24 protein-coding genes and 2 tRNA genes are annotated in these 25,046 nt (G+C 62.9%); 11 read left to right on the top strand and 15 right to left on the bottom strand.

Going from position 1 to position 25,046, the window contains the following annotated elements; all coding sequences use genetic code 11:
• Window positions 1–202 precede the first annotated feature (202 nt).
• On the bottom strand, window positions 203–1,738 hold the full coding sequence (gene ppx / locus FJ986_RS01310; RefSeq protein ID WP_140521617.1) for an exopolyphosphatase: 1,536 nt from the start codon (window positions 1,736–1,738) through the stop codon (window positions 203–205).
• Window positions 1,738–3,930 (bottom strand): RNA degradosome polyphosphate kinase, encoded by a 2,193-nt coding sequence (locus FJ986_RS01305; RefSeq protein ID WP_140494308.1) that lies wholly within the window; start codon window positions 3,928–3,930, stop codon window positions 1,738–1,740. The genes ppx and FJ986_RS01305 overlap by 1 nt, the downstream gene beginning before the upstream one ends.
• A 200-nt stretch (window positions 3,931–4,130) precedes the next feature.
• On the opposite strand from FJ986_RS01305, the gene FJ986_RS01300 reads away from it, so the two are divergent.
• Together FJ986_RS01300 and FJ986_RS01295 are read left to right on the top strand one after the other, a co-directional pair.
• Window positions 4,131–4,376: a zinc-finger domain-containing protein gene (locus tag FJ986_RS01300; protein ID WP_140494310.1), complete on the top strand. Its 246-nt coding sequence runs from the start codon at window positions 4,131–4,133 to the stop codon at window positions 4,374–4,376.
• A gap of 18 nt (window positions 4,377–4,394) precedes the next feature.
• Window positions 4,395–5,618 (top strand): FAD-dependent monooxygenase, encoded by a 1,224-nt coding sequence (locus FJ986_RS01295; protein WP_140521615.1) that lies wholly within the window; start codon window positions 4,395–4,397, stop codon window positions 5,616–5,618.
• Window positions 5,619–5,648: 30 nt separating this feature from the next.
• Here FJ986_RS01295 and FJ986_RS01290 read toward each other — a convergent pair whose 3' ends face one another.
• From FJ986_RS01290 to FJ986_RS01270, 5 genes are all read right to left on the bottom strand, one after another.
• Window positions 5,649–6,314, bottom strand: coding sequence for a TIGR02117 family protein (locus tag FJ986_RS01290; RefSeq protein WP_140521613.1), 666 nt, complete (start codon window positions 6,312–6,314; stop codon window positions 5,649–5,651).
• A 115-nt stretch (window positions 6,315–6,429) separates the two neighbouring features.
• Window positions 6,430–7,233 carry an amino acid ABC transporter ATP-binding protein gene (locus tag FJ986_RS01285; RefSeq protein ID WP_140494315.1) on the bottom strand — a complete coding sequence of 268 codons (804 nt, stop codon included), beginning with the start codon at window positions 7,231–7,233 and terminating at the stop codon, window positions 6,430–6,432.
• Window positions 7,234–7,248: 15 nt separating this feature from the next.
• A complete protein-coding gene (locus FJ986_RS01280) occupies window positions 7,249–8,406 on the bottom strand; it encodes an amino acid ABC transporter permease (protein WP_140515507.1) in 1,158 nt (385 codons plus the stop codon).
• A gap of 4 nt (window positions 8,407–8,410) precedes the next feature.
• Window positions 8,411–9,598, bottom strand: coding sequence for an amino acid ABC transporter permease (locus FJ986_RS01275; RefSeq protein ID WP_140494318.1), 1,188 nt, complete (start codon window positions 9,596–9,598; stop codon window positions 8,411–8,413).
• Window positions 9,599–9,663: 65 nt separating this feature from the next.
• On the bottom strand, window positions 9,664–10,692 hold the full coding sequence (locus tag FJ986_RS01270) for an amino acid ABC transporter substrate-binding protein (RefSeq protein ID WP_140494320.1): 1,029 nt from the start codon (window positions 10,690–10,692) through the stop codon (window positions 9,664–9,666).
• Window positions 10,693–11,283: 591 nt separating this feature from the next.
• On the opposite strand from FJ986_RS01270, the gene FJ986_RS01265 reads away from it, so the two are divergent.
• The 5 genes from FJ986_RS01265 to FJ986_RS01245 all read left to right on the top strand — a co-directional run bounded on the left by FJ986_RS01265 (window position 11,284) and on the right by FJ986_RS01245 (window position 15,486).
• Window positions 11,284–12,468, top strand: coding sequence for a cystathionine beta-lyase (locus FJ986_RS01265; protein WP_140515505.1), 1,185 nt, complete (start codon window positions 11,284–11,286; stop codon window positions 12,466–12,468).
• A 212-nt stretch (window positions 12,469–12,680) separates the two neighbouring features.
• Window positions 12,681–13,769, top strand: a complete 1,089-nt coding sequence (locus tag FJ986_RS01260; RefSeq protein ID WP_140515503.1) for an HPP family protein — start codon at window positions 12,681–12,683, stop codon at window positions 13,767–13,769.
• A 90-nt stretch (window positions 13,770–13,859) separates the two neighbouring features.
• Window positions 13,860–14,528, top strand: a complete 669-nt coding sequence (locus tag FJ986_RS01255; RefSeq protein WP_140515501.1) for an RNA polymerase sigma factor — start codon at window positions 13,860–13,862, stop codon at window positions 14,526–14,528.
• Window positions 14,529–14,644: 116 nt separating this feature from the next.
• Entirely contained in the window at window positions 14,645–15,169 is a 525-nt protein-coding gene (locus FJ986_RS01250) for a DUF4142 domain-containing protein (RefSeq protein WP_140494328.1), read from the top strand.
• The gene (locus tag FJ986_RS01245) at window positions 15,166–15,486 is read left to right on the top strand and encodes a cupredoxin family copper-binding protein (protein ID WP_140494330.1); all 321 of its coding nucleotides are present in this window, start codon (window positions 15,166–15,168) and stop codon (window positions 15,484–15,486) included. Before FJ986_RS01250 ends, FJ986_RS01245 begins: the two co-directional genes overlap by 4 nt.
• A 103-nt stretch (window positions 15,487–15,589) precedes the next feature.
• Here FJ986_RS01245 and FJ986_RS01240 read toward each other — a convergent pair whose 3' ends face one another.
• From FJ986_RS01240 to FJ986_RS01220, 5 genes are all read right to left on the bottom strand, one after another.
• Entirely contained in the window at window positions 15,590–16,810 is a 1,221-nt protein-coding gene (locus tag FJ986_RS01240; RefSeq protein ID WP_140673209.1) for an anion transporter, read from the bottom strand.
• Between the two features lie 153 nt (window positions 16,811–16,963).
• Window positions 16,964–17,752 carry a GGDEF domain-containing protein gene (locus tag FJ986_RS01235; protein WP_140494334.1) on the bottom strand — a complete coding sequence of 263 codons (789 nt, stop codon included), beginning with the start codon at window positions 17,750–17,752 and terminating at the stop codon, window positions 16,964–16,966.
• Window positions 17,753–17,937: 185 nt separating this feature from the next.
• A complete protein-coding gene (locus FJ986_RS01230; RefSeq protein WP_140494336.1) occupies window positions 17,938–18,162 on the bottom strand; it encodes a hypothetical protein in 225 nt (74 codons plus the stop codon).
• A 289-nt stretch (window positions 18,163–18,451) separates the two neighbouring features.
• Window positions 18,452–18,528 (bottom strand) — tRNA-Arg (locus tag FJ986_RS01225).
• A 58-nt stretch (window positions 18,529–18,586) separates the two neighbouring features.
• The gene (locus tag FJ986_RS01220; protein ID WP_140494338.1) at window positions 18,587–18,892 is read right to left on the bottom strand and encodes an ETC complex I subunit; all 306 of its coding nucleotides are present in this window, start codon (window positions 18,890–18,892) and stop codon (window positions 18,587–18,589) included.
• Window positions 18,893–19,033: 141 nt separating this feature from the next.
• Between FJ986_RS01220 and FJ986_RS01215 the strand changes: the two genes are divergently transcribed.
• The 4 genes from FJ986_RS01215 (at window position 19,034) to FJ986_RS01200 (ending at window position 22,109) form a co-directional block, all read left to right on the top strand.
• A tRNA-Pro gene (locus tag FJ986_RS01215) sits at window positions 19,034–19,110 on the top strand.
• Window positions 19,111–19,416: 306 nt separating this feature from the next.
• Window positions 19,417–20,286, top strand: coding sequence for an ABC transporter ATP-binding protein (locus FJ986_RS01210; RefSeq protein WP_140650578.1), 870 nt, complete (start codon window positions 19,417–19,419; stop codon window positions 20,284–20,286).
• On the top strand, window positions 20,283–21,071 hold the full coding sequence (locus FJ986_RS01205; protein WP_140494342.1) for an ABC transporter permease: 789 nt from the start codon (window positions 20,283–20,285) through the stop codon (window positions 21,069–21,071). Before FJ986_RS01210 ends, FJ986_RS01205 begins: the two co-directional genes overlap by 4 nt.
• A 24-nt stretch (window positions 21,072–21,095) precedes the next feature.
• Window positions 21,096–22,109 (top strand): ABC transporter substrate-binding protein, encoded by a 1,014-nt coding sequence (locus FJ986_RS01200; RefSeq protein ID WP_224646410.1) that lies wholly within the window; start codon window positions 21,096–21,098, stop codon window positions 22,107–22,109.
• A gap of 396 nt (window positions 22,110–22,505) precedes the next feature.
• On the opposite strand, the gene hdaA is transcribed toward FJ986_RS01200, so the two are convergent.
• The 3 genes from hdaA to FJ986_RS01185 are packed head-to-tail and all read right to left on the bottom strand — an operon-like array spanning window position 22,506 to window position 24,961.
• Window positions 22,506–23,210 carry a DnaA regulatory inactivator HdaA gene (hdaA, locus tag FJ986_RS01195; protein ID WP_140673207.1) on the bottom strand — a complete coding sequence of 235 codons (705 nt, stop codon included), beginning with the start codon at window positions 23,208–23,210 and terminating at the stop codon, window positions 22,506–22,508.
• A gap of 34 nt (window positions 23,211–23,244) precedes the next feature.
• Window positions 23,245–24,432: an AI-2E family transporter gene (locus FJ986_RS01190; protein ID WP_140494346.1), complete on the bottom strand. Its 1,188-nt coding sequence runs from the start codon at window positions 24,430–24,432 to the stop codon at window positions 23,245–23,247.
• Window positions 24,404–24,961: a CDP-alcohol phosphatidyltransferase family protein gene (locus FJ986_RS01185; RefSeq protein WP_140495033.1), complete on the bottom strand. Its 558-nt coding sequence runs from the start codon at window positions 24,959–24,961 to the stop codon at window positions 24,404–24,406. Before FJ986_RS01185 ends, FJ986_RS01190 begins: the two co-directional genes overlap by 29 nt.
• Window positions 24,962–25,046 lie beyond the last annotated feature (85 nt).

Below are 25,046 nucleotides of genomic sequence, written 5' to 3'. Positions count from 1 at the left end.
CAACGCCCGTGTCAAGTCGACCCCCACTCCGTCGAGCTGCGCTCGACACCTCTCCCCCGATCGACGGGCGAGAGGTGGCTTGGCGAAGCCAAGACGGAGTGGGGGAAGCCGGTCTTCAAACACGAAGCCGCTGAACAAGTGGCGCGATTGAGTTGGTCAATATCGGCGTGGATCAGATAACTCACGCTCTGGTAGGCCGTACCTATTTCACCGAAACGCTCGGCCCACCTTCGACCGCCAGTTCCAGGCGGCGGCCGGTAATTCGCGCCAGTTGCGCCAGGCGCCCGGCCGGGCGCTCGCCATAGAGATCTGCCAGCGATGCCGGCAAGACCAGCGCCAGCACGCCATTGCCGCGCTGCTCCCATTTCAGTCTCGGCATGACGCCGGGCATCGAGGCGGTCAGCAGGTAGACGACGCGCATCGATGCCGCCAGCACCCGCGCTCGCTCCAGATAGCGCGGTGTCGCCAGCGCCTTGATTTCGGGCGCGATGGCTTCGTTGAAGATGCCGTCGTGCCGATAGGCGTTGGCCATCGCCAGATAGGCGCGGCCAGGGTGGTCCACGCCGAAAAAGGAGGCGTGGGCGATGATGTTGAGCGATTGCTTGCCGCGATATTCGGGATGCGCGCGCCAACCGATGTCGGCCAGCAATGCCGCCGCGTGGCGGTAGCGCGCCTCGTCCTCGGTCTCGTCGATGCCGAAAGCGGCAAAGGTCTTGGCCGTCCAGTCGACGAGTTCATGCGCATGGGTGACCGAGCGCGAGCGCAGCCGGGCGAGTTCCTCCGATGCCGAGATCAGGGGATCGGCCTTCTGCTCGGCCTGGTCGAGCAGGGAATAGAGGAAGCCTTCGCGCACGCCGAGCGCCGAGACGATGATCTTCGACGGCTGCATCGCCGCCATGATTTCCTGCAGCACGATGGCGCCGTAAGGCAGGAGCGAGCGGCGATTCTTCGAAACACCCTCGATGCCTTTGATCTTCTCGATCTCGCCTTTCGCCACTTGCCGCAGGAAATTGGCGGCACTTTCGACGCCGATCTCGTAGTGGTGCATGACGCCAAGCGGATAGTTGGTCATCTCCATGTGCAGCCGGGCGAGATTTCGCCAGGTGCCGCCGACGGCATAGAAAGGCCTGCCTTGCCCGCCTTTCAGCAGCTTCGCCCGCCCCAGCTCGTCGCGCACGATTTTCGCCGCCTGCGTGAGGGAATTCTTGGCCATGTCCTGCAGGCGCAGGCCGCCCAGCGGCAATGTTATGCCGTCGCCGATCGCTTCGCCGTTGACGTCGACCAGTTCAAGGCTGCCGCCACCGAGGTCGCCCGCAATACCGTTGGCCGGATGAAAGCCGCAGATGACGCCGAGCGCGGAATAATGGGCTTCCTCGCGGCCGCTGATCACGCGGATCTCGGTCTTGAGCACGTCTTCGGCGCGGTGGATGAAATCGGGGCCGTTGACGGCCTCGCGGGCAGCCGCGGTCGCCAGCACGTACATGTGCTCGGCACCGGCCTGGTCGGAGAGCGCGCGGAAGCGGCGGAACTCCTCCATCGACCGTGTCACGCCCTCGGGGTCGAGCTTCCCCGTCGACACGATGCCGCGGCCGAGGCCCGCCAGCATCTTTTCGTTGAACAGCATGGTCGGCGAGCGCGCCAGCCCCTCATATACGACAAGGCGGATCGAATTCGAGCCGATGTCGATGATGGACAGCGGTCGGCGATCCTGCAGCCGGCCCTGGGAATCGGACAGCATCAGGCGGCGGCGTTCTTCTTGCGGCGCTTGAATTGCGCGATCCGCTTCGGCGCATGCGATTTCAGCGCATCACCCCGTCCCGACAGGCTCGGATTGGTCATGAAATATTCCTGTGCGTTGAACGGCTCCTCGCCCTCCTCGAGCACGACGCGCCGGGAGGTTCCATCAGCCAATACGTCGAAACTTTGCTGATTGTCCATGATGTTGCCGAGCATGATCTGGCCCAGCACCTGTTCATGCACGGTTGGGTTGGTGATCGGCACCATGGTCTCGACGCGGCGGTCGAGGTTGCGCGGCATGAGGTCGGCCGAGGAGATGTAGACGACGGCCTCGTCCGACGGCAGGCCGTGGCCATTGCCGAAGCAATAGATGCGGCTGTGCTCGAGGAAACGGCCGACAATCGACTTGACCCTGATGTTTTCCGACAGGCCCGGCACCTGCGGCCGCAGGCAGCATATGCCGCGCACGACCAGGTCGATCTCGACGCCCGCTCGGCTGGCGTCGTAGAGCGCGTCGATGATGATCGGATCGACAAGGGCGTTCATCTTCATCCAGATGCGTGCCGGCCGTCCCTCGAGCGCGTGGGCGACCTCATCGGAGATGTGCTGCAGGATACGGTTCCTCAGCGTGAAGGGCGAGATCGCCAGCCGCATTTCGGCGGTCGGCTCGGCATAGCCGGTGATGAAGTTGAAAAGCTGGGCGACATCGCGTGCGATCGTTGCATCGGTGGTGAAGAAGGACAGGTCGGTGTAGATGCGCGCGGTCACCGGATGGTAATTGCCGGTGCCCAGATGCACATAATTGCGCAGCTTGCCGTCCTCGCGCCGCACCACCAGCGACATCTTGGCGTGGGTCTTGAGCTCGAGGAAGCCGAACACGACCTGGACGCCGGCGCGCTCGAGGTCGCGCGCCCAGCGGATGTTGGCCTCCTCGTCGAAGCGAGCCTTGAGCTCGACCAGTGCCGTCACCGACTTGCCGGCCTCGGCGGCGTCGACCAGCGCACGCACGATCGGGCTGTCGTTGGAGGTTCGGTAAAGCGTCTGCTTGATCGCCACCACTTCCGGGTCGGCCATCGCCTGGCGCAGGAACTGCACCACCACGTCGAAGGATTCGTAGGGGTGGTGGACGATGATGTCCTTCTCGCGGATAGCGGCGAAGCAATCGCCGCCATGCTCGCGGATGCGCTCGGGGAAACGCGGATTGTAGGGCGTGAATTTGAGGTCGTCGCGGGCAACGGCGACGATCTCCGAAATCTGGCTGAGCGCCAGCGGGCCGGTCAGGACGCTGATGCGGCTCGACGAAACGCCGAGTTCGCCGGCGACGAATTCGCGCAGTTCGGCCGGCATGAGCATGTCGAACTCGATGCGAATGACGGAGCCGCGGCGGCGGCGCTTTAGCGCGGTCTCGAACAGGCGCACGAGATCTTCCGATTCCTCCTCGACCTCGATGTCGCTGTCGCGAATGATGCGGAACGTGCCGGAGCCCTTGACCTCGTAACCCGGGAACAACTTGCCGATGTAAAGGCCGACCGCCTCTTCCAGCGGGATGAAGCGGACATGGTGCTTGCGGTCCGGCAAACGGATGAAACGCTTCAGCGCCACCGGCAGGCGCAAGAGCGCGCTCATCTCCTCGCCGTTCTTGCGATGGCGAAGCTGCAGCGCCATCGAGAAGCCGAGATTGGGGATAAACGGGAACGGATGCGCCGGGTCGATCGACAATGGCGTGAGAACAGGAAACACCTGGTCCTGGAAGTGCTCCTCCAGCCAGGCCTTCTCGTCCTTGGTCAGCGCGTCGCGGGTGATGCTCTCGATGCCTTCCTTGTTGAGCAGCACGGTCAGCGCCGAAAGGCTTTTCTGCTGGTCTTCCTGCAACCGTTCGACCTCGCGCAGCAGCTGTTCGAGCTGCTGTTCGGGGGTACGCCCGTCCGGACTTCTCAACACGATGCCTTCGCGAACCTGGCCGGCCAGGCCGGCGACGCGCACCATGAAGAACTCATCGAGATTGGCCGCGGAGATCGACAGGAAACGTACCCTCTCCAGCAGCGGATGGTTTGTGTTCTGCGATTCCTCAAGCACGCGGCGGTTGAACTGCAACCAGGAGAACTCGCGATTGACGAAACGATCCGGATTGCCTTCCGGGCTTGCCGCTTCCGCATTGATGAACTCGCTCTGGACCGGCTTCAGTTCGTTCATGGTTCCTGCTCTTCCCACGTCTGGTTGCTTCGCCGCTTTCGGGCGGCGCCCAGGCTGTTGCGCCTGGCCGCGATGCTCCAGCCGGTTAACCGGCTTAACTTATCCTCTGACAGGCTTTTGCGACAGTTTCATTTCATCGAACTTGCAAACAGGCCGGTTATGATCCAAACGCTGAGCAGACTGCGCTAAAGGAGACGACGATGGCAGGCGGTTCCATTCCCCATTTCCAGAACGATGCGGGCCATCCGGCGATCGATATCGGAGTCAAGGAATTCATGTGCACCGGCGCCAACCCGCCTTTCGACCATCCGCATGTGTTTCTCGATATGGGCGACGACAATGAGAAGGTCTGCCCCTACTGCTCGACGCTCTACCGCTATTCGCCGAAGCTGACGGCGATGGAAACGCTGCCGGCCGGCTGCCTCTACATCGACCAGGCCGCCTGACTTCCAGCGGCCCGGCCAATGGCAGACGCACAGTCCCGGCAAGTCATCATCGCCGGGGCGGGTATTGCCGGGCTGACCGCGGCGTTGGCTTTCGCCGAGCGGGGCTATCCCGTACGGATCTTCGAACAGGCGCAGCGCCTAGAAGCGGCGGGCGCCGGCATCCAGCTTTCGCCCAACGCGACACGCATCCTGCGTGAGCTCGGCGTACTCGACGCACTTCTTCCCAATGCCGTCAGGCCGGAAGCCGTGGTGCTGAAGGATGCGGCAACCTTGGGCGAACTGGCGCGCGTACCTTTTGGACGAGCCGGCGAGGCGCGCTGGGGTGCGCCCTACCTCGTGGCGCATCGAGCGGACCTGCAAAACGCGCTGATGGCGCGCGTGGCTGCCATGCCCGATGTTCATCTCACTACTGGTGCGCGCCTTGGCAGCGTCACGATCAGCAGTTCAGGCGTCACCGCGGCAGCCGATGTGGGTGGCAGGCTCGTCGCGGCGGAAGGTTTCCTTCTGGTCGGCGCCGATGGCGTCTGGTCGTCGGTGCGCGGACTTGCCGACCAAGGAAGGAAAACCAGGCTTGCGAAAAGCCACTTCTCCGGCGAACTGGCCTGGCGGGCAACCGTCAGCGCAGACAGTCCTGCCGGGCAAGCTTTTGCAGAGATCGGTGCGCCGGACTGCGTCACCACCTTCCTGCATCCCGGCTTTCACATGGTCGCCTATCCCGTCAGCAAGGGCAGCGCCATCAATCTCGTCGCTTTCACCAGGGGCGAGCGTATCGCCGAAGGCTGGTCCGGCCATGCCGATCCCGCAATCCTGGCCGGCGCCATGCGCCGCACCGCGCCGGCGCTGGCAAGGCTTGCGGAGTTGGCCGGCCCGTGGGCGGCCTGGCCGATCCATACGGTCGATCAGAAGCAGCCATGGGTAAGGTCGGGCCGCATCGCGCTGGTCGGCGACGCGGCGCATGCCATGACGCCGTTCGCGGCACAGGGCGCCGCGATGGCCATCGAGGATGCCGCCACGCTTGCCGACGTCATGGCCACCTCCCCTGCCGACCTGGCCGGAAGTCTTCAAATCTGGGAAGGTCTGCGCCGGCCGCGCGTCGTGAGAGTGGCACGTCGCGGCGCCCTCAACCGCCTTGCCTGGCATGCCTGGGGTCCGGTGGCGTTGGCGCGCAACCTTTTCCTGAAAATGCGGACGCCGGAGAAGCTCGCCGCGGATTTGGACTGGCTTTATGGATGGCGGGCCTAGAACTCGAACGAGGCGTTGGCGTTATCTGCGCTACCTACCATTATACAGCTTCAACGACCACCCGAGCGAGACCGGCAGCGGGTTCCACCAACCCGTGCGCAGGCCGGCGGTTCGCAAGGCGGCGGCCGTCCAGGTGTTGCAGCCGGCCAGCGCATTGAAATGGCCGTTCGCCTCATAGAAGCGGTCGAAATCGGAATAGGCGGCCCCTGCGATGACGATCGGCCCGCCTGGTCCTTGCTGAAAACTCGCATCGATGAAGTCGAGCAACGCGGCAAAGCGGTCTTCCGGGATGTCGAAGCCGGCGACATCGGGTCCGGAGATATTGCCGGCGACCTCGACATGCATCACTGAAGCGTCAAGCGTCAGGGCCTTGAATACGGGCATCGCCTTCAGCTGCGACCAAGTCGGCGTCTCCAGGTAGAAGGCGCGGCCGCCCCAGCCGAAGACGATGTAGCGCACCTCGGGCGCGTCGGAAGGCTGGCCGGCAGCGGCGAGGAAGCGAAAGCGCCGGCGCACGCCATCATCGACGGGAATGGCGATGTCGGTGTGGATCGGATTGCTCAGCACCAGAATGTGCCTGGCGCCCTCGCCGGCCGCGGCAGCCGGCCAGAGTGGTCGCGGCACCAGTGTGCCGAGTGCCGCGACCAGCACCACCGCGGCCACCAGCACGGCCAGGAAACGAAGGCGTTTTCTCATCCGGGCATAGTTCTTGCGATTCCATCACGTTTCAATCGAAACGATCCGATCGGCCAAATGTGAAAAAGCCCGACCGTGGCGCGGCCGGGCTCCTTCCATTTCGACGAGGCAGCGCTCAGTGCAATATCTGCGACAGGAACAGCTTCGTGCGCTCGTGGCGCGGGTGATCGAAGAACTCGGCCGGCGTGTTCTGCTCGACGATCTGGCCCTGATCCATGAAGATCACCCGGTTGGCGACTTTCCGCGCAAAGCCCATCTCGTGGGTGACGCACAGCATGGTCATGCCTTCCTCGGCAAGGCTAACCATGGTCTCCAGCACTTCCTTGATCATTTCCGGGTCGAGTGCCGAGGTCGGCTCATCGAACAGCATGATGCGCGGGTTCATGCACAGCGAACGGGCGATCGCCACGCGCTGCTGCTGACCGCCGGAGAGCTGGCCCGGATATTTGTTGGCCTGCTCGGGGATCTTGACGCGCTTGAGGAAATGCATGGCCATCTCCTCGGCCTGTTTCTTCGGGGTCTTGCGGACCCAGATCGGCGCCAGCGTGCAGTTCTCCAGGATGGTCAGGTGGGGGAACAGGTTGAAGTGCTGGAACACCATGCCGACCTCTCGGCGCACCTCGTCGATCTTCTTGAGATCGTTGGTCAATTCCTTGCCGTCGACGAAGATCTTGCCCTTCTGGTGTTCTTCGAGCCGGTTGATGCAGCGGATCATGGTGGACTTGCCGGAGCCGGACGGGCCGCAGATGACGATGCGCTCGCCGCGCATCACCTTGAGGTTGATGTCCTTCAGCACATGGAACTCGCCATACCATTTGTGCATGGCGATGATGTCGATGGCGACATCGGTGGTCGAGATGTGCATCTTCGCGGCATTGACCTTGATCTCTTCCGCGCTGACGGCGTTTTCGGTGGCCATGAACCAATCCCCTTTTTATCGTTTGTAACCGGTGTCGAGCCGGCGTTCCGTATACATTGAATAGCGCGACATGCCGAAGCAGAACAGCCAAAACACGAAGGCGGCGAACACGAGACCGGATTTCGCGGTCTGCGGCGTCGCCCAGTTGGCGTCCGAGAAGTTCTGCTTGACGACGCCGAGCAGGTCGAACATCGAAATGATGAGGACCAGGCTGGTGTCCTTGAACATGCCGATGAACGTGTTGACGATGCCGGGAATGACCAGCTTCAGCGCCTGCGGCAGCACGATCAGTCCCATCTTCTGCCAATAGCCGAGGCCGAGCGAATCGGCGCCCTCGTATTGGCCCTTGGGGATCGCCTGCAGGCCGCCGCGCACCACTTCCGCCATATAGGCGGCGGCAAACAGCGACACGCCGATCAGCGCCCTCAGGTATTTGTCGAAGGTGACGCCGGCCGGCAGGAAAAGCGGCAGCATGACGCTGACGAAGAACAGCACTGTGATCAGCGGGATGCCGCGCACGGCTTCGATGAAGACGATGCACAGCATCTTGACGATCGGCATCTTGGAGCGCCGGCCGAGCGCCAGCACGGTGCCCAGCGGCAGCGACACGGCGATGCCGACGAAGGAGAGGCTGAGCGTGATCAGCAGTCCGCCCCACCGCGACGTCTCGACATGCGGCAGACCGAACACGCCGCCCACCAGAAGAAAGAAGGCGACGATCGGCAGCACCAGGAAAAGCAGGATGGCGTTCAGGCCCTTGCGCGGCACGCTGGGGATCAGCATCGGCACCAGCAGCGCCGCGAACAGCATGGCGACCAGGATCGGCCGCCAGCGCTCCTCGACCGGATAGGTGCCGAACATGAACTGGCCGAACTTGGCGTTGACGAAGGCCCAGCAGGCTCCGCTCCAGCCATCGGGCTGGATGCCGCCCTGCGCCACGGTCGCGCAGACGGTCCGGTCCGGCCCGGTCCACTGGGCATTGATGAAGGCCCAGTTGATGACCTGCGGCAGGACCCAGGCGACGATGATGATGCCGAGTATGGTGAGGATGGTGTCGCCGACCGAACCGACGAGGTTCTTGCGGACCCAGGCATACAGGCCACGCTCGCTGATCGGCGCCGCCTCCGCCAGGGCCATTTCGGTGCGCACCCAGGACATGTCGTGTTCCTGCATGGCCCTACCTTTCCACCAACGCCATTCTGGCATTGACCACGTTCATCACGGCCGAGGTCACCAGGCTGAGTATGAGATAGGCGATCATCATGATCAGCACGCCCTCGACCGCCTGGCCGGTCTGGTTGAGCACCGTGCCGGCGGTCGCCGTCAGGTCCGGATAGCCGATGGCGATGGCCAGCGAGGAGTTCTTGGTCAGGTTGAGATACTGGCTGGTCAACGGCGGGATGACGATGCGCATGGCCTGCGGCACCACGACCAGCCGCAGGATCGATCCCGAGCGCAGGCCAAGTGCGGCGGCGGCCTCGGTCTGGCCCTTGCTGACACCCCTGATGCCGGCCCGCACGATCTCGGCGATGAAGGCCGCCGTGTAGCAGGACAGCGCCAGATAGAGCGACAGGAACTCCGGCTTGACCTGGAAGCCGCCGGTCAGGTTGAAGGTCGATTGTTTCGGAAAATCGAAGCTCAGCGGAAAGCCGCTCAGCGCATAGGCGAGCAGCGGCAGGCCGACGATCAGCGCGACGGACGTCCAGAACACGGGAAACTGCTGACCCGTCGCCATCTGCCGCTGGCGCGCCTTGCGGGCGACGAACCAGGCCATGGCGATACCCACGATGAGCGCCACGAAGATCAGCCATGAGCCCTCGCCCCAGACGGCGCGCGGGAAATAGAAACCGCGCTGGTTGAGGAAGGAACCGAAAGGCAGGTTATAGCTCTCGCGCGGCGGCGGCAACACGGCCAGCACCCCCGAATACCAGAAGAAGATGACCAGCAGCGGCGGGATGTTGCGGAAGATCTCGACATAGACCGTGCAGATCTTGCGGATCAGCCAATTCTGCGACAGCCGGCCGATGCCGATGACGAAGCCGATAATGGTCGCGGTGACGATGCCGGCCACGGCGACGATGATGGTGTTGATCAGGCCGACAATGATGGCGCGACCGTAGGTCGAATCGGACGTGTAGGCGATCGGCGTGTCCGAGATGTCGAATCCGGCGCGGCCCCTGAGGAAGCCGAAACCGGAGGCGATGTGAAGACGCTGCAGATTGTCGATGACGTTCTGCACGATCCACCAGACAGAGCCGAACAGAACGACGACGACCAGTGTCTGGAAGAAGAGACTGCGGACTTTCGGGTCGTTGATAAAGGAGCCGCGACTTGTATCCTCGCGAAGGACTTCCTGCGATGCCATATCACCGTCCCCTGTGAAAGAGAAACCGGAAGGCAGATGGTTCTGCCTTCCGGATCACATTTCGATCAGCGGATCGGTGGAGCGTATTGCAGGCCGCCCTTGGTCCACAACGCGTTGATGCCGCGGGCGATCTTCAGCGGGCTGCCCGAGCCGACATTGCGGTCGAACATTTCGCCGTAATTGCCGACCGCCTTGACGATGTTGACGACCCAGTCGTTGGAGACGCCGAGATCGGTGCCGATCTTGGTGTCGGCTTCCTGGCCGAGCACGCGTTTGATCTCAGGGCTGGCCGAGTTCTTCATCTCGTCGACATTGGCCTTGGTGATGCCGAGTTCCTCGGCATCGAGCAGCGCGAAATAGGTCCACTTGACGATATGGTACCACTGGTCGTCGCCCTGGCGCACCGCCGGTCCGAGCGGCTCCTTGGAGATGATCTCCGGCAGCACGACGTGATCGGCCGGCGCACCCAGCGTCAGGCGGATGCCGTAAAGGCCCGACTGGTCTGTGGTGTAGACGTCGCAGCGGCCGGCGTCATAGGCTGCGTTGACCTCTTCGAGCTTCTCGAAAACGACCGGATTGTACTCCATCTTGTTCGCCTTGAAGTAGTCGGCGAGGTTGAGCTCGGTGGTGGTGCCGCTCTGCACGCAGACGGCGGCGCCGGACAGCTGAAGCGCCGAATTGACGCCCGGCAGCTTCTTGGCGTTGATCATGAAGCCCTGGCCGTCATAGTAGGTGGTGCCGATGAAGTTCAGGCCAAGTGCCGTGTCGCGGTTAATGGTCCAGGTGGTGTTGCGCGACAGGATGTCGATCTCGCCCGACTGCAGCGCGGTGAAGCGCTCCTTGGCGCTGAGCGGCGTGAACTTGACCTTGGAGCCGTCACCGAAGACGGCGGCCGCCACGGCGCGGCAGAAATCGGCATCGATGCCTTGCCAGTCACCCTTGTCGTCCGGCGCGGAGAAGCCGGCCAGACCCGTCGAGACGCCGCACTGGATGAAGCCCTTCTGCTTGACCGTGTCGAGCGTGGTGGCTGAAGCCGTTGAAGCCACGGCTCCAAGCGCGGCGGCTCCAAGGATGCCGATTGCAATGTGTTTCATGACCCACAGACCCTTTTCTGTTTTCAGGCAAACCTGATCTTTTTTTCCCGCGTGAACGCAGCTTTTCGTTCCGGCCCATTTCCGGAACTCCGCATCGCAGTCGACGCGCCGCCTCCCATTCACGAACAGCATCGAAGGCGATAATTCCTGTGAGGTCAAGGAAAATGACCGAATTCAGATGGGTTTGAAAATCGTTTGCCGCAATTGCCTGAATAGCAGACAAACGCGCCCGCAATTTAGTCAGAAGCGCGAATAAAGCCGGCGAAGCTCGCCCTACGCCAGGCTGCGCTCTGTCCGCAAAAAATCCATCCGCCCGATTACTCTGCGTTACTGTGCTCTGCCGGCCGGTTGCGTGCCGATGTCTGCGCCCTCTGGCTGGATCTGGGTCATGGTGAGGTACGCTTTGCGCTATCAGGCGACGCATGCCGCTGCCGGCGGCGGGCTTTCTGGCCGCGCCATTACGCTTGCAGTCGGCCTGCGGCGGCTCCGGCAATTGGCACATTCGAAGTCGGGGTCCTGGCGAAAGCCGGCTGTTGCGCGGTCCATGTCGCCGCACTATGGCTAGCGGCTTACCAAAAAAGGCGACGACGAATGGCAAAAGACGGCAACGAGCCGGTGACTGGCAAAATGGGCATCAACACGCGGCTTGCCCATTCGGGCAACAACCCGCATGACTATTTCGGCTTCGTCAATCCGCCTGTCGTGCACGCCTCCACGGTGCTGTTCCGCAATGCCGCCTCGATGGCTGGACGGGACCAGAAATACACCTACGGCACGCGCGGCACACCGACCACCGACGCCTTGGCCCAGGCCATAGACGCGCTGGAGGGGTCGGCCGGCACGATCGTGGTCCCGTCGGGCCTGGCGGCGGTGACGGTGCCGCTGCTTGCCTTCGTTTCGGCGGGCGACCACCTGCTGATCGTCGACAGCGTCTATCATCCGACGCGCAACTTCGCCGACACGATGCTGAAGCGGCTCGGCGTCGAGGTCGAGTATTATGCTCCCGGCATCGGCGCGGGCATCGCCGCCTTGATCAAACCGAACACCAAGGTGGTGTTCACGGAATCGCCGGCCTCAAACACGTTCGAGGTGCAGGACATACCAGCCATCGCGAAGGCCGCGCACGCCGCCGGTGCCATCGTCATGATGGACAATACCTGGGCGACGCCGCTTTATTTCCGTCCGCTCGACCATGGCGTCGACATCTCGATCCATGCGGCGACGAAATATCCCGCCGGTCATTCGGACGTGCTGCTGGGTACGGTGTCGGCCACCGAGGCCTGCTGGAAACAGCTGTATGAAAGCTTCTGCACGCTTGGCTGCTGCGCCGGACCCGACGACGTCTACCAGGTGCTGCGCGGCTTGCGCACCATGGGGGTGCGCCTCGATCACCATCAGCGCAGCGCGCTCGCCATCGCGGCATGGCTGGAGGGCCAGAAGGGCGTGGCGCGCGTGCTCCACCCCGGCCTTCCCAGTCATCCCGACCACGCGCTGTGGAAGCGTGACTTTTCCGGCTCCAGCGGCATCTTCTCCATCGTGCTTGCCGGCGGCGGCCAGAAACAGCAGCACGCGTTCCTCGACGCATTGCGGATCTTTGGTCTCGGCTACTCCTGGGGCGGTTACGAGAGCCTTGCCGTGCCGGTCTGGCTCGGCGACCGCGTCGTTGCCAAGGGCCCCTATGAAGGGCCGTTGATTCGTCTCCAGATCGGCCTCGAGGATGTCGAGGACCTCATGACCGATATTCTTCGCGGGCTCACCGCCGCCGCAGCGGCCTGACGCGACCTCTCGGACCGATACCAGCAGCGCCCGCAAGGCCTTGACGCGATTGAGCAAACGGGGGCCGCACGCGGCGCCCCGGTCCGGCCATGTCGGCAATATTATTCTCCCCATCCGCAGTTTTGCGGATTTGTTTGACTTCCAAATTGCCGGCTTCCGCTTCATTGCGGCAGCGGAAATCATTCCCCAGCCACCGCACCAAGAGCCTGCCCATGGCGTTCCGCCTCTTTGTTCCCATTCTTGCCGGCGCGACGCTGCGCGAACGCATCATCGCCTGCGTCGGTGCGATGATCGGCATTGCGCTGACTGGCGCGATCAGCGGACTCACACTGGGTAGCGGGCCACATGTGCCGCTGCTGGTGGCGCCAATGGGAGCATCGGCGGTGCTGTTGTTCGCGGTGCCCGCCAGCCCGCTGGCGCAGCCCTGGTCGATCATCGGCGGCAACACGATCTCGGCGCTTGTCGGCGTGATCGTGGTGCAATTCGTGCACCAGCCGGTGCTCGCCACCGGTATTGCGGTAGCGCTGGCGATCGCCGCAATGTCGTTCACGCGCTGCCTGCATCCACCCGGGGGTGCGGCGGCATTGACCGCGGTGTTCGGCGGCCCAGCCGTGATCAGCGCTGGCTTCCTTTTTCCTTTCGTGCCAGTGGCGGTCAATTCGATGCTGCTGGTGGCGCTTGGCTACGGCTTCCACAAGCTGGCCCGGCGCAACTACCCGCACGTGCCGGCCCCGGCGCCGGTAAACAGTCACGGCACCATCGATCCGCCGGCGCAATTGCGTGTCGGTTTTCGCTCCGAGGACATCGACGCCGCGCTTGGAGCGCTCGACGAGACCTTCGACATCGATCGGGGCGATCTCGACCGGCTGCTGCGGCAGGTCGAATTGCAGGCCATGGTGCGCGAGCATGCGACGTTGCGGTGCCAAGACATCATGTCGCGCGACGTCATCTCGGTGGACGAGCACACGCCAGCCGCCGCTGCGCGCCAATTGCTGCTTGACCACAACATACGAACCTTGCCGGTGGTGGATGCCGAGGCAAGGCTGGCCGGAACCGTGGGCTTGCGGGAACTGACGCTGGCGGCCGGCACGGTCGGAACCGTGATCTCGCCGGCGGCAACCGCAACTGCCGGCTCGAACGCCATGGCGCTGCTGCCAGTGCTGACCGACGGGCGCAGTCACGCCGTCATCATCGTCGACGATAAAAACCACATCCTCGGGCTGATCACGCAAACCGATCTGCTGGCCGCGACGGCGCGGATGCAAAACACCGGCAGGGAGCCGGCCAAAGTGCTAGCATAGGCAGCCAGGCGGATCGCCTGGCGTGATTTTTCGGGAACCTTTTTTCGAAACCTGCATCCAATCTTTCGTGCAAGGATCGATGGAGGACACATGCCTGCGCTGACGGCAACATCAACAGCGACGGACGAGCTCCGGCTCGTAGCCCGCGCGCTTGCCCGCGACAGCGATGCCTTTCGCAAGATCATGAAGCTGAACAACCAGCGGCTCTACCGACTGGCGCGCGGCATGGTGCGCAATGACAGCGAGGCCGAGGACATCGTGCAGGAGGCCTATGTCAGGGCCTTTACCAATCTCGGCACCTATCGCGGCGATGCTTCGCTTTCCACCTGGCTGTCGCGCATCGTCATCAACGAGGCGCTCGGGCGGCTTCGCAAAGGACGGCGAACCGTGGCCATGCCTGAAAACCCGGAAGCGCAGATCATCCGGTTTCCCCTCAACCCAAGCGACGATCCGGAGCGGACGATGGCGCAGCGGCAGATCCTCGGGCTTGTCGAGCGGGCGACCGACAGCCTGCCCGACGCCTATCGCGCGGTTTTCGTGGCCCGCGTCATCGAGGGCCTGAGCATCGAGGAGACCGCCGACCTGCTCGGCGTGCGGCCCGAGACCGTCAAGACGAGACTGCACCGCGCCCGCGCTTTGCTGCGCAAGGCGCTGGACGACGAGATCGGGCCGGTGCTGCTCGACGCCTTCCCCTTCGCCGGCCGGCGCTGCGAACGGCTGACGCAGGCCGTGATGAAGCGGCTCGGATTCGAGGGGTGATCTTCAAAGCCAGATCTTTCGCCGATTTGTCGGGAACGTTTCCGCGCCATCCTCATCCAATGAATGTCAACCCAGATGAAGCCCGCTGCCCAGGCTGTCGGGCGGAAGGAGATGCCATGCTTATCAGACACACCGCAGCGCTTGCCGCCCTCTTGCTGCTTGGCGCTGCCCCATTCGCGCAAGCTGCCGACAAGCCGACCGACCCGCAGATCGCCCACATCGCCTACACAGCCGACATGATCGACATCGAGGCGGCCAAGCAGGCAATCAAGAAATCCAAGAACAAGGAAGTCGTCGATTTCGCCAAGGACATGGAGCGCGACCACGAAGCGGTGAACAAGCAGGCGCTCGACCTGCTCAAGAAGCTCAAGGTGAAGCCGGAAGACAATGCCACCAGCCAGGCGCTGACCAAGGCGGCGAAAGAGGAACATGCCAAGCTCGCCAAGCTGAAAGGGGCTGCCTTCGACAAGGCCTATATCGAAAACGAGGTGGCCTACCACAAGCAGGTCAATGGAGCGCTCGAAACCCTGCTCATTCCGTCGGCCAGCAATGCCGAGCTGAAGAGCCTGCTCGAAACCGGCCTCAAGATCTTCCAGGGGCATGAGCAGCATGCCGAACATGTCGCCGGCATGTTGAAATGAAAGCGGCCGTGCTGATCCGACCGCTCCTTGCCTGGCTGGCGCTGGTGCTTGCCGCCGGCCCGGCGCCGGCAGCGACGATCGAGGTGACGATCGACAAGCTCGTCTTCTCGCCCGCAAGCGTCGAGGCCAGGGTCGGCGACACGATCGAGTGGGTGAACAAGGACGCATTCGCCCACACGGCCACGGTGAAGGGCGGCTGGGAGGTGATGATCCCGCCGAAGGCGAAGGGAAAACTGACCCTCAAGACGGCGGGAGCGGTTGATTATTTCTGCCGCTTCCATCCCAACATGAAAGGCCGATTGGTAGTGGCGCCCTGAAAATCTGGGCCGGTGGCGGGACTTGGCCGCAAATACCAAGCCCCGTCACTCCGGAGCACCCGTCACTCCGCAGCAATTGAGCACGGAACAGTCGCGCCAGGGATCAGAGCGCCAGCCATGCCGTGCCGACCGCCAGCGTCAGCAGCGTCAATGGCAGGCCGACTTTGAAGAAAGCGCCGAACGACAGCGACGTGCCGGCGGCGCGCGCCTGCTCGGCAACGATCAGATTGGCGACGGAACCCAGGAGCGTGAAATTGCCGGCCAGCGTCGAGCTCATGGCGACGACCAGCCAGGCGCGCTCGGGGTTTTCCAGGCCGGGGATGAAGGGCCGCAGCGCCAGCACGGCCGGCACGTTGCTCATTATGTTGGAGAGCAAGGCGGTGAAGCCCGACAGGCGCCAGACGTCGTCCAGCCCGACGTTCTTGGCCGATGCGACGATGTCCGGTGTCAGCAGCGTTCGTTCGGCGCCGGCAACCACGATGAACAGGCCGGCGAACATGAACAGCAATGGCCCGTCGATTTCGCGATAGATGCGCTCTGGTTTGATGGCGCGGGTGAGCAGGAGGATGGCGCCGCCGATGAGCGCCGCCTTGGCGACAGGCACACCGGCGAAGAAGGCCACGGCCAGTCCGATGCAAACCACCACCGCTTTCAGCACTTGGCGGCGATGCATGCGGCCGCGCGAGACCTGCGGCGTCAATTCGCCGTTGCGCGCGAATTCGGTGCGGTAAACGACGCGAACAATGGCGATGACCGCGACGAGACCGAACAGGGCAACCGGAGCCAGAGCCGCTGAAAAGGCCGGATAGGAGATGCCCGACAGCGCACCGATGACCATGTTTTGCGGATTGCCGGTGATGGTGGCGACACTGCCGCAATTTGACGCGGTGGCGGTCGCGATGAGATAAGGAACCGGATTGCGTTTGATGGCGCGGGTGACGTGAACGACGATCGGCGCCATGACAAGACAGATGGCGTCATTGACCAGGAAGGCCGACAGCAGGCCGGTCAGCAGGGTCACCATAACCAAAAGCATGAACGGCGCATGCGCATGCTCGATCGCGATGGCACCGAGGCCGCGAAAGGCGCCCGAGACCTTCAGATGCGCCACTACGATCATCATGCCGAGCAAAAGCGTGATGGTGTCGAAATTGATGGCGCGGTAGGCAGCCTCCAGGCTGATCGCCCCGATGGCGATCATCGCGGCCCCGCCGAGCAGTGCGATCCCCGCCCGATCGAGGCGCAGGCCTGGTATGCGGCCGACGGCGACGCCGGCATAGGTCAGGACCAGGATCAGCAGTGCCGCCGCGCCCATCAATGTCATGCGAAGAAGGCCCTGCCCGATGCATTCAGCCCCGGCCGGAGCTGTGGCCACCACCTTTAGCGGGCGGCGCGCAAAGCGAAAATACCTTCTGCGTGATGGCTGCAGAAATCCCCAGCGACGCGCCCCCGGCGCCGGTGGCTGGCCGGATCCGCCTCAATGAACCGTGATTGTCGCGGCTGGCGGCGTTTGCTGAGAAACCATCGGATCGAAACTGACCTGGTCGCGTCCATTCGATTTGGCTGCATAGAGCCGCCTGTCGGCTGCCGAGAATATCTCCTCATAGGTGGTCGGCCCGTTAAAGGCAGTACCGCCAATGCTGACGGAAAGCGGACAGGACCGGCCGCCCGGCGAAAATTCCACCTCACGAATTCGCCGGCGGATGCTTTCGGCAACCAGCCAGGATTGCGAGGGATCGACACCGGGAAGAAACACGCCGAATTCCTCGCCGCCGATGCGGCCGACGATGTCGGTGCCGCGGAGCTGATCCTTGATCGTCTGCGCGATCAGTTTGAGCGCCTGGTCGCCGCAGTCATGTCCAAGCCGGTCATTGATCGATTTGAAGTGATCGGCGTCGATGATCAGCAGCGCACCGGAATTGGCCGACGCCTGTTTGCGGACCTGTTCGAGATAGGCTTCGACCAGCATGGAGAAAGCGCCGCGGTTGAGCACCGCCGTCAGGCTGTCGGTGGCGGCAACGACGGTGAGATCGCGCTGGGCAATGGCCAACTGGCGTATCTTCCACATCAGGAAGAAGAGAAACGATCCACCCAGCACCAGGGGCAACAGAATGTCGGTCAGCTGAGCCCGCCACACAGCTTCGGGGGAAAGATACGGGAAGTTGAACGAATCGACGAAAAACGCCACGCCAATGAAGAACGCCGTGCCGGCGGCGGTGACGGCGATCACCCTGCCCCAACTCGTCGGCGACAGGTCGAGCTTCATCTCTTCAACTCCGTTAGCCGCGTCTACTATGACGCGCCAACGCAAACAAAACGATAAGACTTTCCCTCCAATTCGACGGCAGAGGTTGCAGGGTTACGGCCGCCGGACCGGCGGCCGCCTCCGGCCTGCGTCTCGAAGATTTGTCCGGATGATCGATCCGGACCTACGACAGGAGGGTCCTGCCGTCAGCCGTTGGGCGCCGATTCGCCCAGCGTCTCTGCAACAAAGGATGCCGCGATCAGATCGTCGGCATCCAGGCCTAGAGAGCCTTCGCCCGCTCCCATGATGGCGGCAACCTTGTGGAAGGTCTTCAGCTCATGGTCGGAAATCCGGGCGGTTTGCATCTTGGCTTTGAGCTCGGCGATACGTCGCCCCAAGGCGGGCGACGTTCCAATTTCACGTTTCGACATGACGCGGTTTTCTCCTTCCCCAACCCATGCTTGTTTTGCCCGCCATTCGCAGCCCGAATGCTTACTTTTATGAGGGACCGCGAATACAAGGCCCCGAACGCGTGATCGTTACGAAGGTTCCCGCGCGACAAGGTCACGAAATAATACGGAAAGGGCGCCGCAGCGGCGGCGTGCCGCCGTCGCGCCGGCAAGCGCATTCGTGAAGACGAGAAGGGATGAAAAGTTCCGACCGGATTCCTGCCCGCGTTGAAATTTCTCACGTCCGGAGCAGCTAAGCCGTTGAAATTATTGGCGATCCCGACAGGATTCGAACCTGTGACCATCGGCTTAGAAGGCCGGTGCTCTATCCAGCTGAGCTACGGGACCGCTGGCCGGCTCGGAGCCGGTAAGATGTCTGCGCTGGCGCCCGCCCGGGCTTTGCCGGTCAATGCGTCCAGGGCGTCCTGCGGTCATAGCGGAAATTTTCCGCATAGGAAATCTGGCGGCGCTTGGGCTCTTTCGGCTCTTCGACGCGGTAGGCGAGCCCTTCCTTCTCGGCATAGGCCACGGCCTCTTCGCGCGTGTCGAAGGTCAGCTTGATCTGGCTCCTCATGTCGCCGGAAGTGGTGTAGCCCATCAGCGGGTCGATTTTCTTGCGCATCTCGGGATCGAATTCCAGCACCCAATGGCCGGTCTTGGCCGTGCCGGACTGCATCGCGGTTTTGGCTGGACTGAAAATGCGCGCGGACATGACCACCTCATTGCTGTGCAAGGCAGCATGGCCGCCTCTTCGCCCGTCATTACTGCGCAATGCGGACGGCGGCAAGGTTTTTGCACTTGCAGGTTTTTGCACTTGCCATGCAACACTGAAATGAATAGGCAACAGACCGTTCGGAGTGTAGCGCAGCCTGGTAGCGCATCTGGTTTGGGACCAGAGGGTCGGGAGTTCGAATCTCTCCACTCCGACCACCTTTCACAGAAAAGGCAATCGAGGGCCGTTGGCGCCTGCGAATGGCAATGTGTCGGGTGCAGAATGGGGCTGTCGGCAATCTCCGCGCGGCCAGTTGTCTTTGCTGCTGCATGTCACGGTCGCAACAAAAAGCCGCGGACGGCAAAGTTGCCTGCTCCACCGCATCCACTATTGTGAGCCGGAACACAACACGGTGTGGGGCGACAGATGCCCATCGGACATCGACGGTCTCCGCTAAAGCCTCACGGAGGAACCATGAGCGACAGTTGGACACCCACCCGCCTCGGCGCAGGGCGGCATTCAGCATGACGACGGAAACCGCCACGGGCGGCACGGAGACAAAATTCAGACAGCCGCCAGCCGGACCCGGGATCGCGGTCGATCTCGATGGAGTGACCATAGATTTCGCATTGGCGGCTGGGCGTAGCTTCCAGGCGGTAGCCCGCGCCGATCTGAAAGTCGGCGACCAGGAATTCGTGGCGATCATTGGGCCGACGGGCTGCGGCAAGTCAACGCTGCTGAATGCCGGCGCAGGGCTTCTCGTGCCTTCGGCAGGCAGCGTCCGTGTGTTCGGCGCCCCGCTTCGCGGTCTCAACAGACAGGCTGGCTACCTCTTCCAGCAGGATGCATTGATGCCCTGGAAGACCGCTCTGGACAATGTGGCCATCGGGCTGGAAGTGGCAGGCGTGCCCTCTTCCGAAGCAAAGGAACGCGCGCGAGCATGGCTCGGACGCGTCGGCCTGGCTGCTTTCTGCGAGCGCTACCCTCACATGCTTTCAGGCGGCCAGAAAAAGCGCGTTGCTCTTGCGCAGGTCCTGATCCGCGATCCCAAGATCATCCTCATGGACGAACCCTTCGGACCGCTCGACGCACAGACGCGGCTGATCATGGGCGGCCTTTTGCTCAAGCTGTGGTCGGACGACCGCAAGGCGGTGATGTTCGTCACCCACGACCTCGAGGAAGCGATCGCGCTGGCTGATCGCGTGGTGGTGATGTCAGCCGGTCCCTCGGCACGCATCATCGGCGACTTTCCAATCCCGCTGGCGCGTCCACGCGATATTTCGGAAATCAGGCTGGAACCGCGCTTCCAGGAATTGCATCGCGACATCTGGCACATGCTGAAGAAGGAAGTGCTCAAGGCTTACGGCGAGATTGAAGAAGGAGCGATCCGATGAAAAGGACGACGCTGCTTTTCGCACAGCTAACCGTGGCCGTCATCGTCATCGCGCTCTGGCAGGCAGCGTCGACGACGCACCTGATCGGCGATCCGAACAATATTTCCTTCTTCTTCTCGACCCCATTGGCGGTGGCAGGCCAGATATGGAGGTGGTTTGCCACCGGGACGATCTGGCATCATCTGTGGATCACGCTGTGGGAGTCCATGCTGGCCTTCGCCATCGGCTCGCTGGCAGCGATCGCGATCGGCTTCTGGTTTGCCCGCAAGCCGAGACTTGCGGCCGTCTTCGATCCCTATGTAAAGGCGGCCAATGCGCTTCCCCGCGTCGTGCTGGCGCCGATCTTCACGCTTTGGTTTGGCCTCGGCATCTGGTCCAAGGTTGCCTTGGGCGTGACGCTGGTTTTCTTCATCGTCTTCTTCAATGTCTACCAGGGCGTGAGGGAGGTGAACACGACGGTGCTGGCCAATGCCCGAATGCTCGGCATGAACGAACGGCAATTGCTGCGCCACGTCTATATGCCATCGGCATTGTCCTGGGTGTTTTCATCGCTCCATATCTCCGTCGGATTTGCCGTGGTCGGCGCCGTGGTCGGCGAATATCTCGGTGCGGCCGGCGGACTAGGCTATCTGATACAGCAGGCCGAGGGCGTGTTCGACGTGGCGGGCGTCTTTGCCGGAATGTTCGTCCTCGCCGCTTTTGTGCTCTTGATCGACTGGATCGTCACGCTGATCGAAAAAAGGCTGCTTGTCTGGCGGCCTGAATTCTCGAAACCAGGCCGATAGGGCCCAATCCAGCTCAAGGAGGAGATCATGAGGATCATTTCGAAACTGGCGGCCGCCGCCGTCGTATTGCTCGCGGTGGCCACAGACGCGGGGGCCGCCGAAAAGGTCACCATTTCGATCGGCGGAGCGTCATGCCTCTGCTATATGCCGACCGTGCTCGCCAAACAGATCGGCGCTTACGAAAAAGCCGGCATCGATGCAGACCTCGTCGATTTCAAGGGTGGTTCTCAATCGCTGACCGCAGTATTGGGTGGCAGCGCGGATGTGGTGTCCGGCTATTTCGATCACACGGTGAAATTGGCCGCCAAGAACCAGCGCCTGCAATCCTTCGTCGTTTACGACCAGTTCCCGGGACTGGTGCTGGCGGTGGCGCCGGACCAGACCGGCAAGATCAAGTCAGTGAAGGACCTTGCTGGCAAAAAGGTCGGCGTGACCGCTCCCGGTTCCTCGACCGACTTCTTCCTGAAGTTCCTTCTGCAGAAGAACGGCATCGACCCGACATCCGCCGCCGTGATCGGCGTTGGGCTGGGCGCTACCGCCGTCGCCGCCATGGAGCAAGGGCAGATCGACGCCGTGGTGACGCTCGATCCGGCCGTCACCGTGCTTCAGGCCAGGCATAAGGACCTGACCATCCTGGCGGACACGCGCACCCAGAAGGATACCGAGGCGGTATTCGGAGGCGACTATCCCGGCGGAGCGCTTTACACCCGGCCGGAATGGATGGCCGCGCATCCCCAAGCAACGCAGGGATTGACCAATGCCATGCTTGCCACGCTGGATTACATTCACTCCCACAGCGCCGAAGAGATCATGGCCCAGATCCCCGACAATCTGATCGGCAGCGACAAGGACGCCTATCTGGCCGCGTTGAAAAATGCGATCCCCATGTATTCGACCACCGGGCTCATGGATCCAAAAGGCGCGCAGGCCGTGCTCGACGTTTTCTCTCTCGGTTCGCCCGATGTGGCCAACGCCAAGATCGATATCACGCAGACGTACACGAACGACTATGTGAACAAGGCGAAGAAGGCCAACTGACGAGATCAACGTCAAGCAGCGGGCATATGGCTCGTTCGCCTCAGCCACGGAGTTCACCGAGCGCCGGCATTTCAGCGACTCGGTGGCCCCGTCGCCATTTTGGGTATCCGTCAATTGACGAATACCCGTTCTTCTCTCACCTAGCTTGGCATTGCGCGGGCCAGCCGAACGCGCAGCAAGAGTGAGGGTGACTGAAGTCACATGAAGGTAAGCTCGCCGGGCGAGAACCCCAACCGCCCCACTCCCGGCGAGCCTACAACCTGATTTGGAACGCAATCAGGACCGGGGTCAGCCGGCAAGCTTGTATCGCAAGATCGGTGCCAGCTTCTGTTTCCCGAAATGGGACGGCTAAAGGGACATGGAACCACCGTTTGCTGGCCGGCCGACCATCGCGCCCTAAACCTCGAACTCGCCCTGCCCCTCGTCCATGGCGCTGACGGTTTCAGCCGCCAGCGCCCGGGTGATCGACGTCTTGCGTTCGAGCGCGGCGCGGTCCAGCCGCTCCACCACGCGCATGGCCGTCGCCAGGGAGCGCTCGATGCGGCGCACCAGATATTGCACGACATGCGGCTCGACCTCGACCTGGCGGTCGGCGAACAGCTTGGTGATGACACCTGCCAGCAGGAGATCGTCGGGTTCGTGGATCTCGACGGTTGCCGCCGCCTTCAGCCGCGACGCCAGATCCGGCAGCGTGACGCCCCAGGCCGAGGGAAAGCGGCGCGCCGTCAAAAGCAAATGCGAGCCGCTGCCGCGCACCGCATTGATCAGATGAAACAGCCCTTGCTGGTCGACTGTGCCGGTATCGACGTCGTCGATCAGCGCCGGCCGGGCACCGAGATTTACAATGCTGTCGCCGATGCGGTGCGCGTCGACCTGAACGGCATCCGCCCGTGCCCGCCAGATCGAGGCCAGATGGGTCTTGCCGGAACCGGCCGGGCCGGCCAGCACGACCACCGGCGAGGGCCAGTCCGGCCAGCGGTCGACCAGCGCCACTGCCTGGTTGTTGGCGCCGGAGACGACGAGTTCGTCCCGAGAATAGCCGGTGCCATGGCCGAGATCGAGCGGCAGTTGGCGCGGCGGGTCGGACCTCTGGTCGCTCATGCCAGGCTCAGCCGCGCGACCCGGCCAGGCCGGATCATGGATTGATGCCTTTGCGACGATCGGCCGGCAATGGCGGCACGGCCTTGCCGTGACCCTTGTAGAGCGGCGATTCCAGATAACGCGCAATGGCAAAGCGCACCAGGACCGCGACCGCGGCCGATGCAGGCACCGCAATCAGCAGACCGACGAAGCCAAACAGCGCGCCGAAGGCAAACAGCGCGAACATCAGCCACACCGGATGCAAGCCGACGCTTTTGCCGACCAGCCGCGGCTGCAAGATATTGCCCTCGATGAACTGGCCGATGAAGAACACCACCGCGACCGCTACGACCATGGTCCAGTCCGGCCAGAACTGGACGAAGGCAACGCCGACGGCCAGCACCAGCCCGGTCAGCGAGCCGACATAGGGGATGAAGGAGATCAGCCCGGCGAACAGGCCGATGAGGATGCCGAAATTGAGACCGGTTAGCGTCAGGCCGGTGGCATACATGGCGCCCAGCACCAGGCACAGCGTGCCCTGCCCGCGCACGAAGCCGGCCGTTGCCGTGTTGATGTCCCTGGCGATGGCGCGCACCGTGGCGACATTGTCCCGCGGCACCCAGCTGTCGATCACCGCCACCATGCGGTCCCAGTCGAGCAGCATGTAGAAGGCGACCACCGGCGTCACCACGAACAGGCTGATCACCGAGACCAGCGCCACGCCCGAACTCCATATCGAGGTGAACACGGTCGTCAGCAGACCGAAGCCGGATGTCAGCAGTGAGTTCAATCCGTCGCGCAGGCCATTGGCGTTGACGCCGAATTTCTGTTCCAGCCATTTCGGATCGAACGAGGTGATAAGGCTCTGCAGCCGCGTCAGGTACTCAGGCAACTTGCCGGCAAAATCGGCCATCTGCGTCGCCAGCACCGGGATGAGGATGACAAAGGCCAGCACCAGCACGACAAGGAAGGTGATGAGGATGACCACCGTTGCCATGAAACGGCTGAGGCCGAGCCGCTGCAGCCGGTCGGCCACGGGATCGAGGAAATAGGCGAGCACCATGCCGGCCACGAAGGGCAAGAGGATGGCGCTGAAAACATAGAGGAAAAGCGCGAGCGCGGCGACGCCGGCAAGCCAGAAGAAGATCTGCCGGCGGAATCCGGCGGATGGATCATCACCGGCGGCCGCCGGCGCGCTCGCCGCAGCTTCTTTGTCAGGTGCCCGGGGTGGAGCCTTCGCCATAGCCGCTCATATGCCTCAGCCAAGCCACGAGATAGGCTGCGGCCGAAGCCACGGTCAAGACCCCGGACAGCATTATGAGGGCGGGACGAAGTGGATCGAGATGGATCGAAAAAGCAAGCTCACCCAGCACCAGCGCCGCCAGTACAATCTGGATGGCGGTGTTGACCTTGGAGACGAGGAGCGGCTTCATCTCGACGGGATGGGCCATCACGGTGGACAACAGCACCGCGCAAATGATCAGCGCGTCGCGCGACACCATGGTGACGACCAGCCACAGCGGCAATTGCCCGATGAAGCCCAGGACGACGAACACGGAAACCAGGAGCAGCTTGTCGGCCACCGGATCGAGATAGGCGCCGAGCTTGGAATGCTGGTTGAACCGGCGGGCGATGAAGCCGTCGACGCCGTCCGAGATGCCGGCAACGAGGAACCCGGCAAAGGCCCAATCCCAGCGCGCCTGGAGCATGGCCAGCACCACGGCAGGCACCAGGACAAGGCGCATGATTGTGATCAGGTTGGGGATGGTCAAGCGCATGTCCCGTCGCTTCTGTCTGAACGATAGATGATGGAGATGGGGGATGGACGCAAGAGAGAAGCTGCCGAGCTTCCCCTGG

It is taken from the genome of Mesorhizobium sp. B1-1-1, assembly GCF_006442955.1.
Taxonomy (GTDB): domain Bacteria; phylum Pseudomonadota; class Alphaproteobacteria; order Rhizobiales; family Rhizobiaceae; genus Mesorhizobium.
Note: the sequence above shows the minus strand (reverse complement) of the source record. Positions and strands in the feature narration are given on the sequence as shown.

Bases quoted from the DNA above. Each gene is read 5' to 3' on its own strand.
- FJ986_RS01290 (WP_140521613.1), bottom strand. From the start codon at position 6,314: ATGAGAAAACGCCTTCGTTTCCTGGCCGTGCTGGTGGCCGCGGTGGTG.
- hdaA (WP_140673207.1), bottom strand. From the start codon at position 23,210: ATGAGCGACCAGAGGTCCGACCCGCCGCGCCAACTGCCGCTCGATCTC.
- FJ986_RS01205 (WP_140494342.1), top strand. From the start codon at position 20,283: ATGAAAAGGACGACGCTGCTTTTCGCACAGCTAACCGTGGCCGTCATC.
- FJ986_RS01295 (WP_140521615.1), top strand. From the start codon at position 4,395: ATGGCAGACGCACAGTCCCGGCAAGTCATCATCGCCGGGGCGGGTATT.
- FJ986_RS01235 (WP_140494334.1), bottom strand. From the start codon at position 17,752: ATGAAGCTCGACCTGTCGCCGACGAGTTGGGGCAGGGTGATCGCCGTC.
- FJ986_RS01210 (WP_140650578.1), top strand. From the start codon at position 19,417: ATGACGACGGAAACCGCCACGGGCGGCACGGAGACAAAATTCAGACAG.
- FJ986_RS01280 (WP_140515507.1), bottom strand. From the start codon at position 8,406: ATGCAGGAACACGACATGTCCTGGGTGCGCACCGAAATGGCCCTGGCG.
- FJ986_RS01265 (WP_140515505.1), top strand. From the start codon at position 11,284: ATGGCAAAAGACGGCAACGAGCCGGTGACTGGCAAAATGGGCATCAAC.
- FJ986_RS01260 (WP_140515503.1), top strand. From the start codon at position 12,681: ATGGCGTTCCGCCTCTTTGTTCCCATTCTTGCCGGCGCGACGCTGCGC.
- FJ986_RS01300 (WP_140494310.1), top strand. From the start codon at position 4,131: ATGGCAGGCGGTTCCATTCCCCATTTCCAGAACGATGCGGGCCATCCG.
- FJ986_RS01275 (WP_140494318.1), bottom strand. From the start codon at position 9,598: ATGGCATCGCAGGAAGTCCTTCGCGAGGATACAAGTCGCGGCTCCTTT.
- ppx (WP_140521617.1), bottom strand. From the start codon at position 1,738: ATGCTGTCCGATTCCCAGGGCCGGCTGCAGGATCGCCGACCGCTGTCC.
- FJ986_RS01245 (WP_140494330.1), top strand. From the start codon at position 15,166: ATGAAAGCGGCCGTGCTGATCCGACCGCTCCTTGCCTGGCTGGCGCTG.
- FJ986_RS01285 (WP_140494315.1), bottom strand. From the start codon at position 7,233: ATGGCCACCGAAAACGCCGTCAGCGCGGAAGAGATCAAGGTCAATGCC.
- FJ986_RS01220 (WP_140494338.1), bottom strand. From the start codon at position 18,892: ATGTCCGCGCGCATTTTCAGTCCAGCCAAAACCGCGATGCAGTCCGGC.
- FJ986_RS01270 (WP_140494320.1), bottom strand. From the start codon at position 10,692: ATGAAACACATTGCAATCGGCATCCTTGGAGCCGCCGCGCTTGGAGCC.
- FJ986_RS01305 (WP_140494308.1), bottom strand. From the start codon at position 3,930: ATGAACGAACTGAAGCCGGTCCAGAGCGAGTTCATCAATGCGGAAGCG.
- FJ986_RS01255 (WP_140515501.1), top strand. From the start codon at position 13,860: ATGCCTGCGCTGACGGCAACATCAACAGCGACGGACGAGCTCCGGCTC.
- FJ986_RS01190 (WP_140494346.1), bottom strand. From the start codon at position 24,432: ATGGCGAAGGCTCCACCCCGGGCACCTGACAAAGAAGCTGCGGCGAGC.
- FJ986_RS01240 (WP_140673209.1), bottom strand. From the start codon at position 16,810: ATGACATTGATGGGCGCGGCGGCACTGCTGATCCTGGTCCTGACCTAT.
- FJ986_RS01230 (WP_140494336.1), bottom strand. From the start codon at position 18,162: ATGTCGAAACGTGAAATTGGAACGTCGCCCGCCTTGGGGCGACGTATC.
- FJ986_RS01250 (WP_140494328.1), top strand. From the start codon at position 14,645: ATGCTTATCAGACACACCGCAGCGCTTGCCGCCCTCTTGCTGCTTGGC.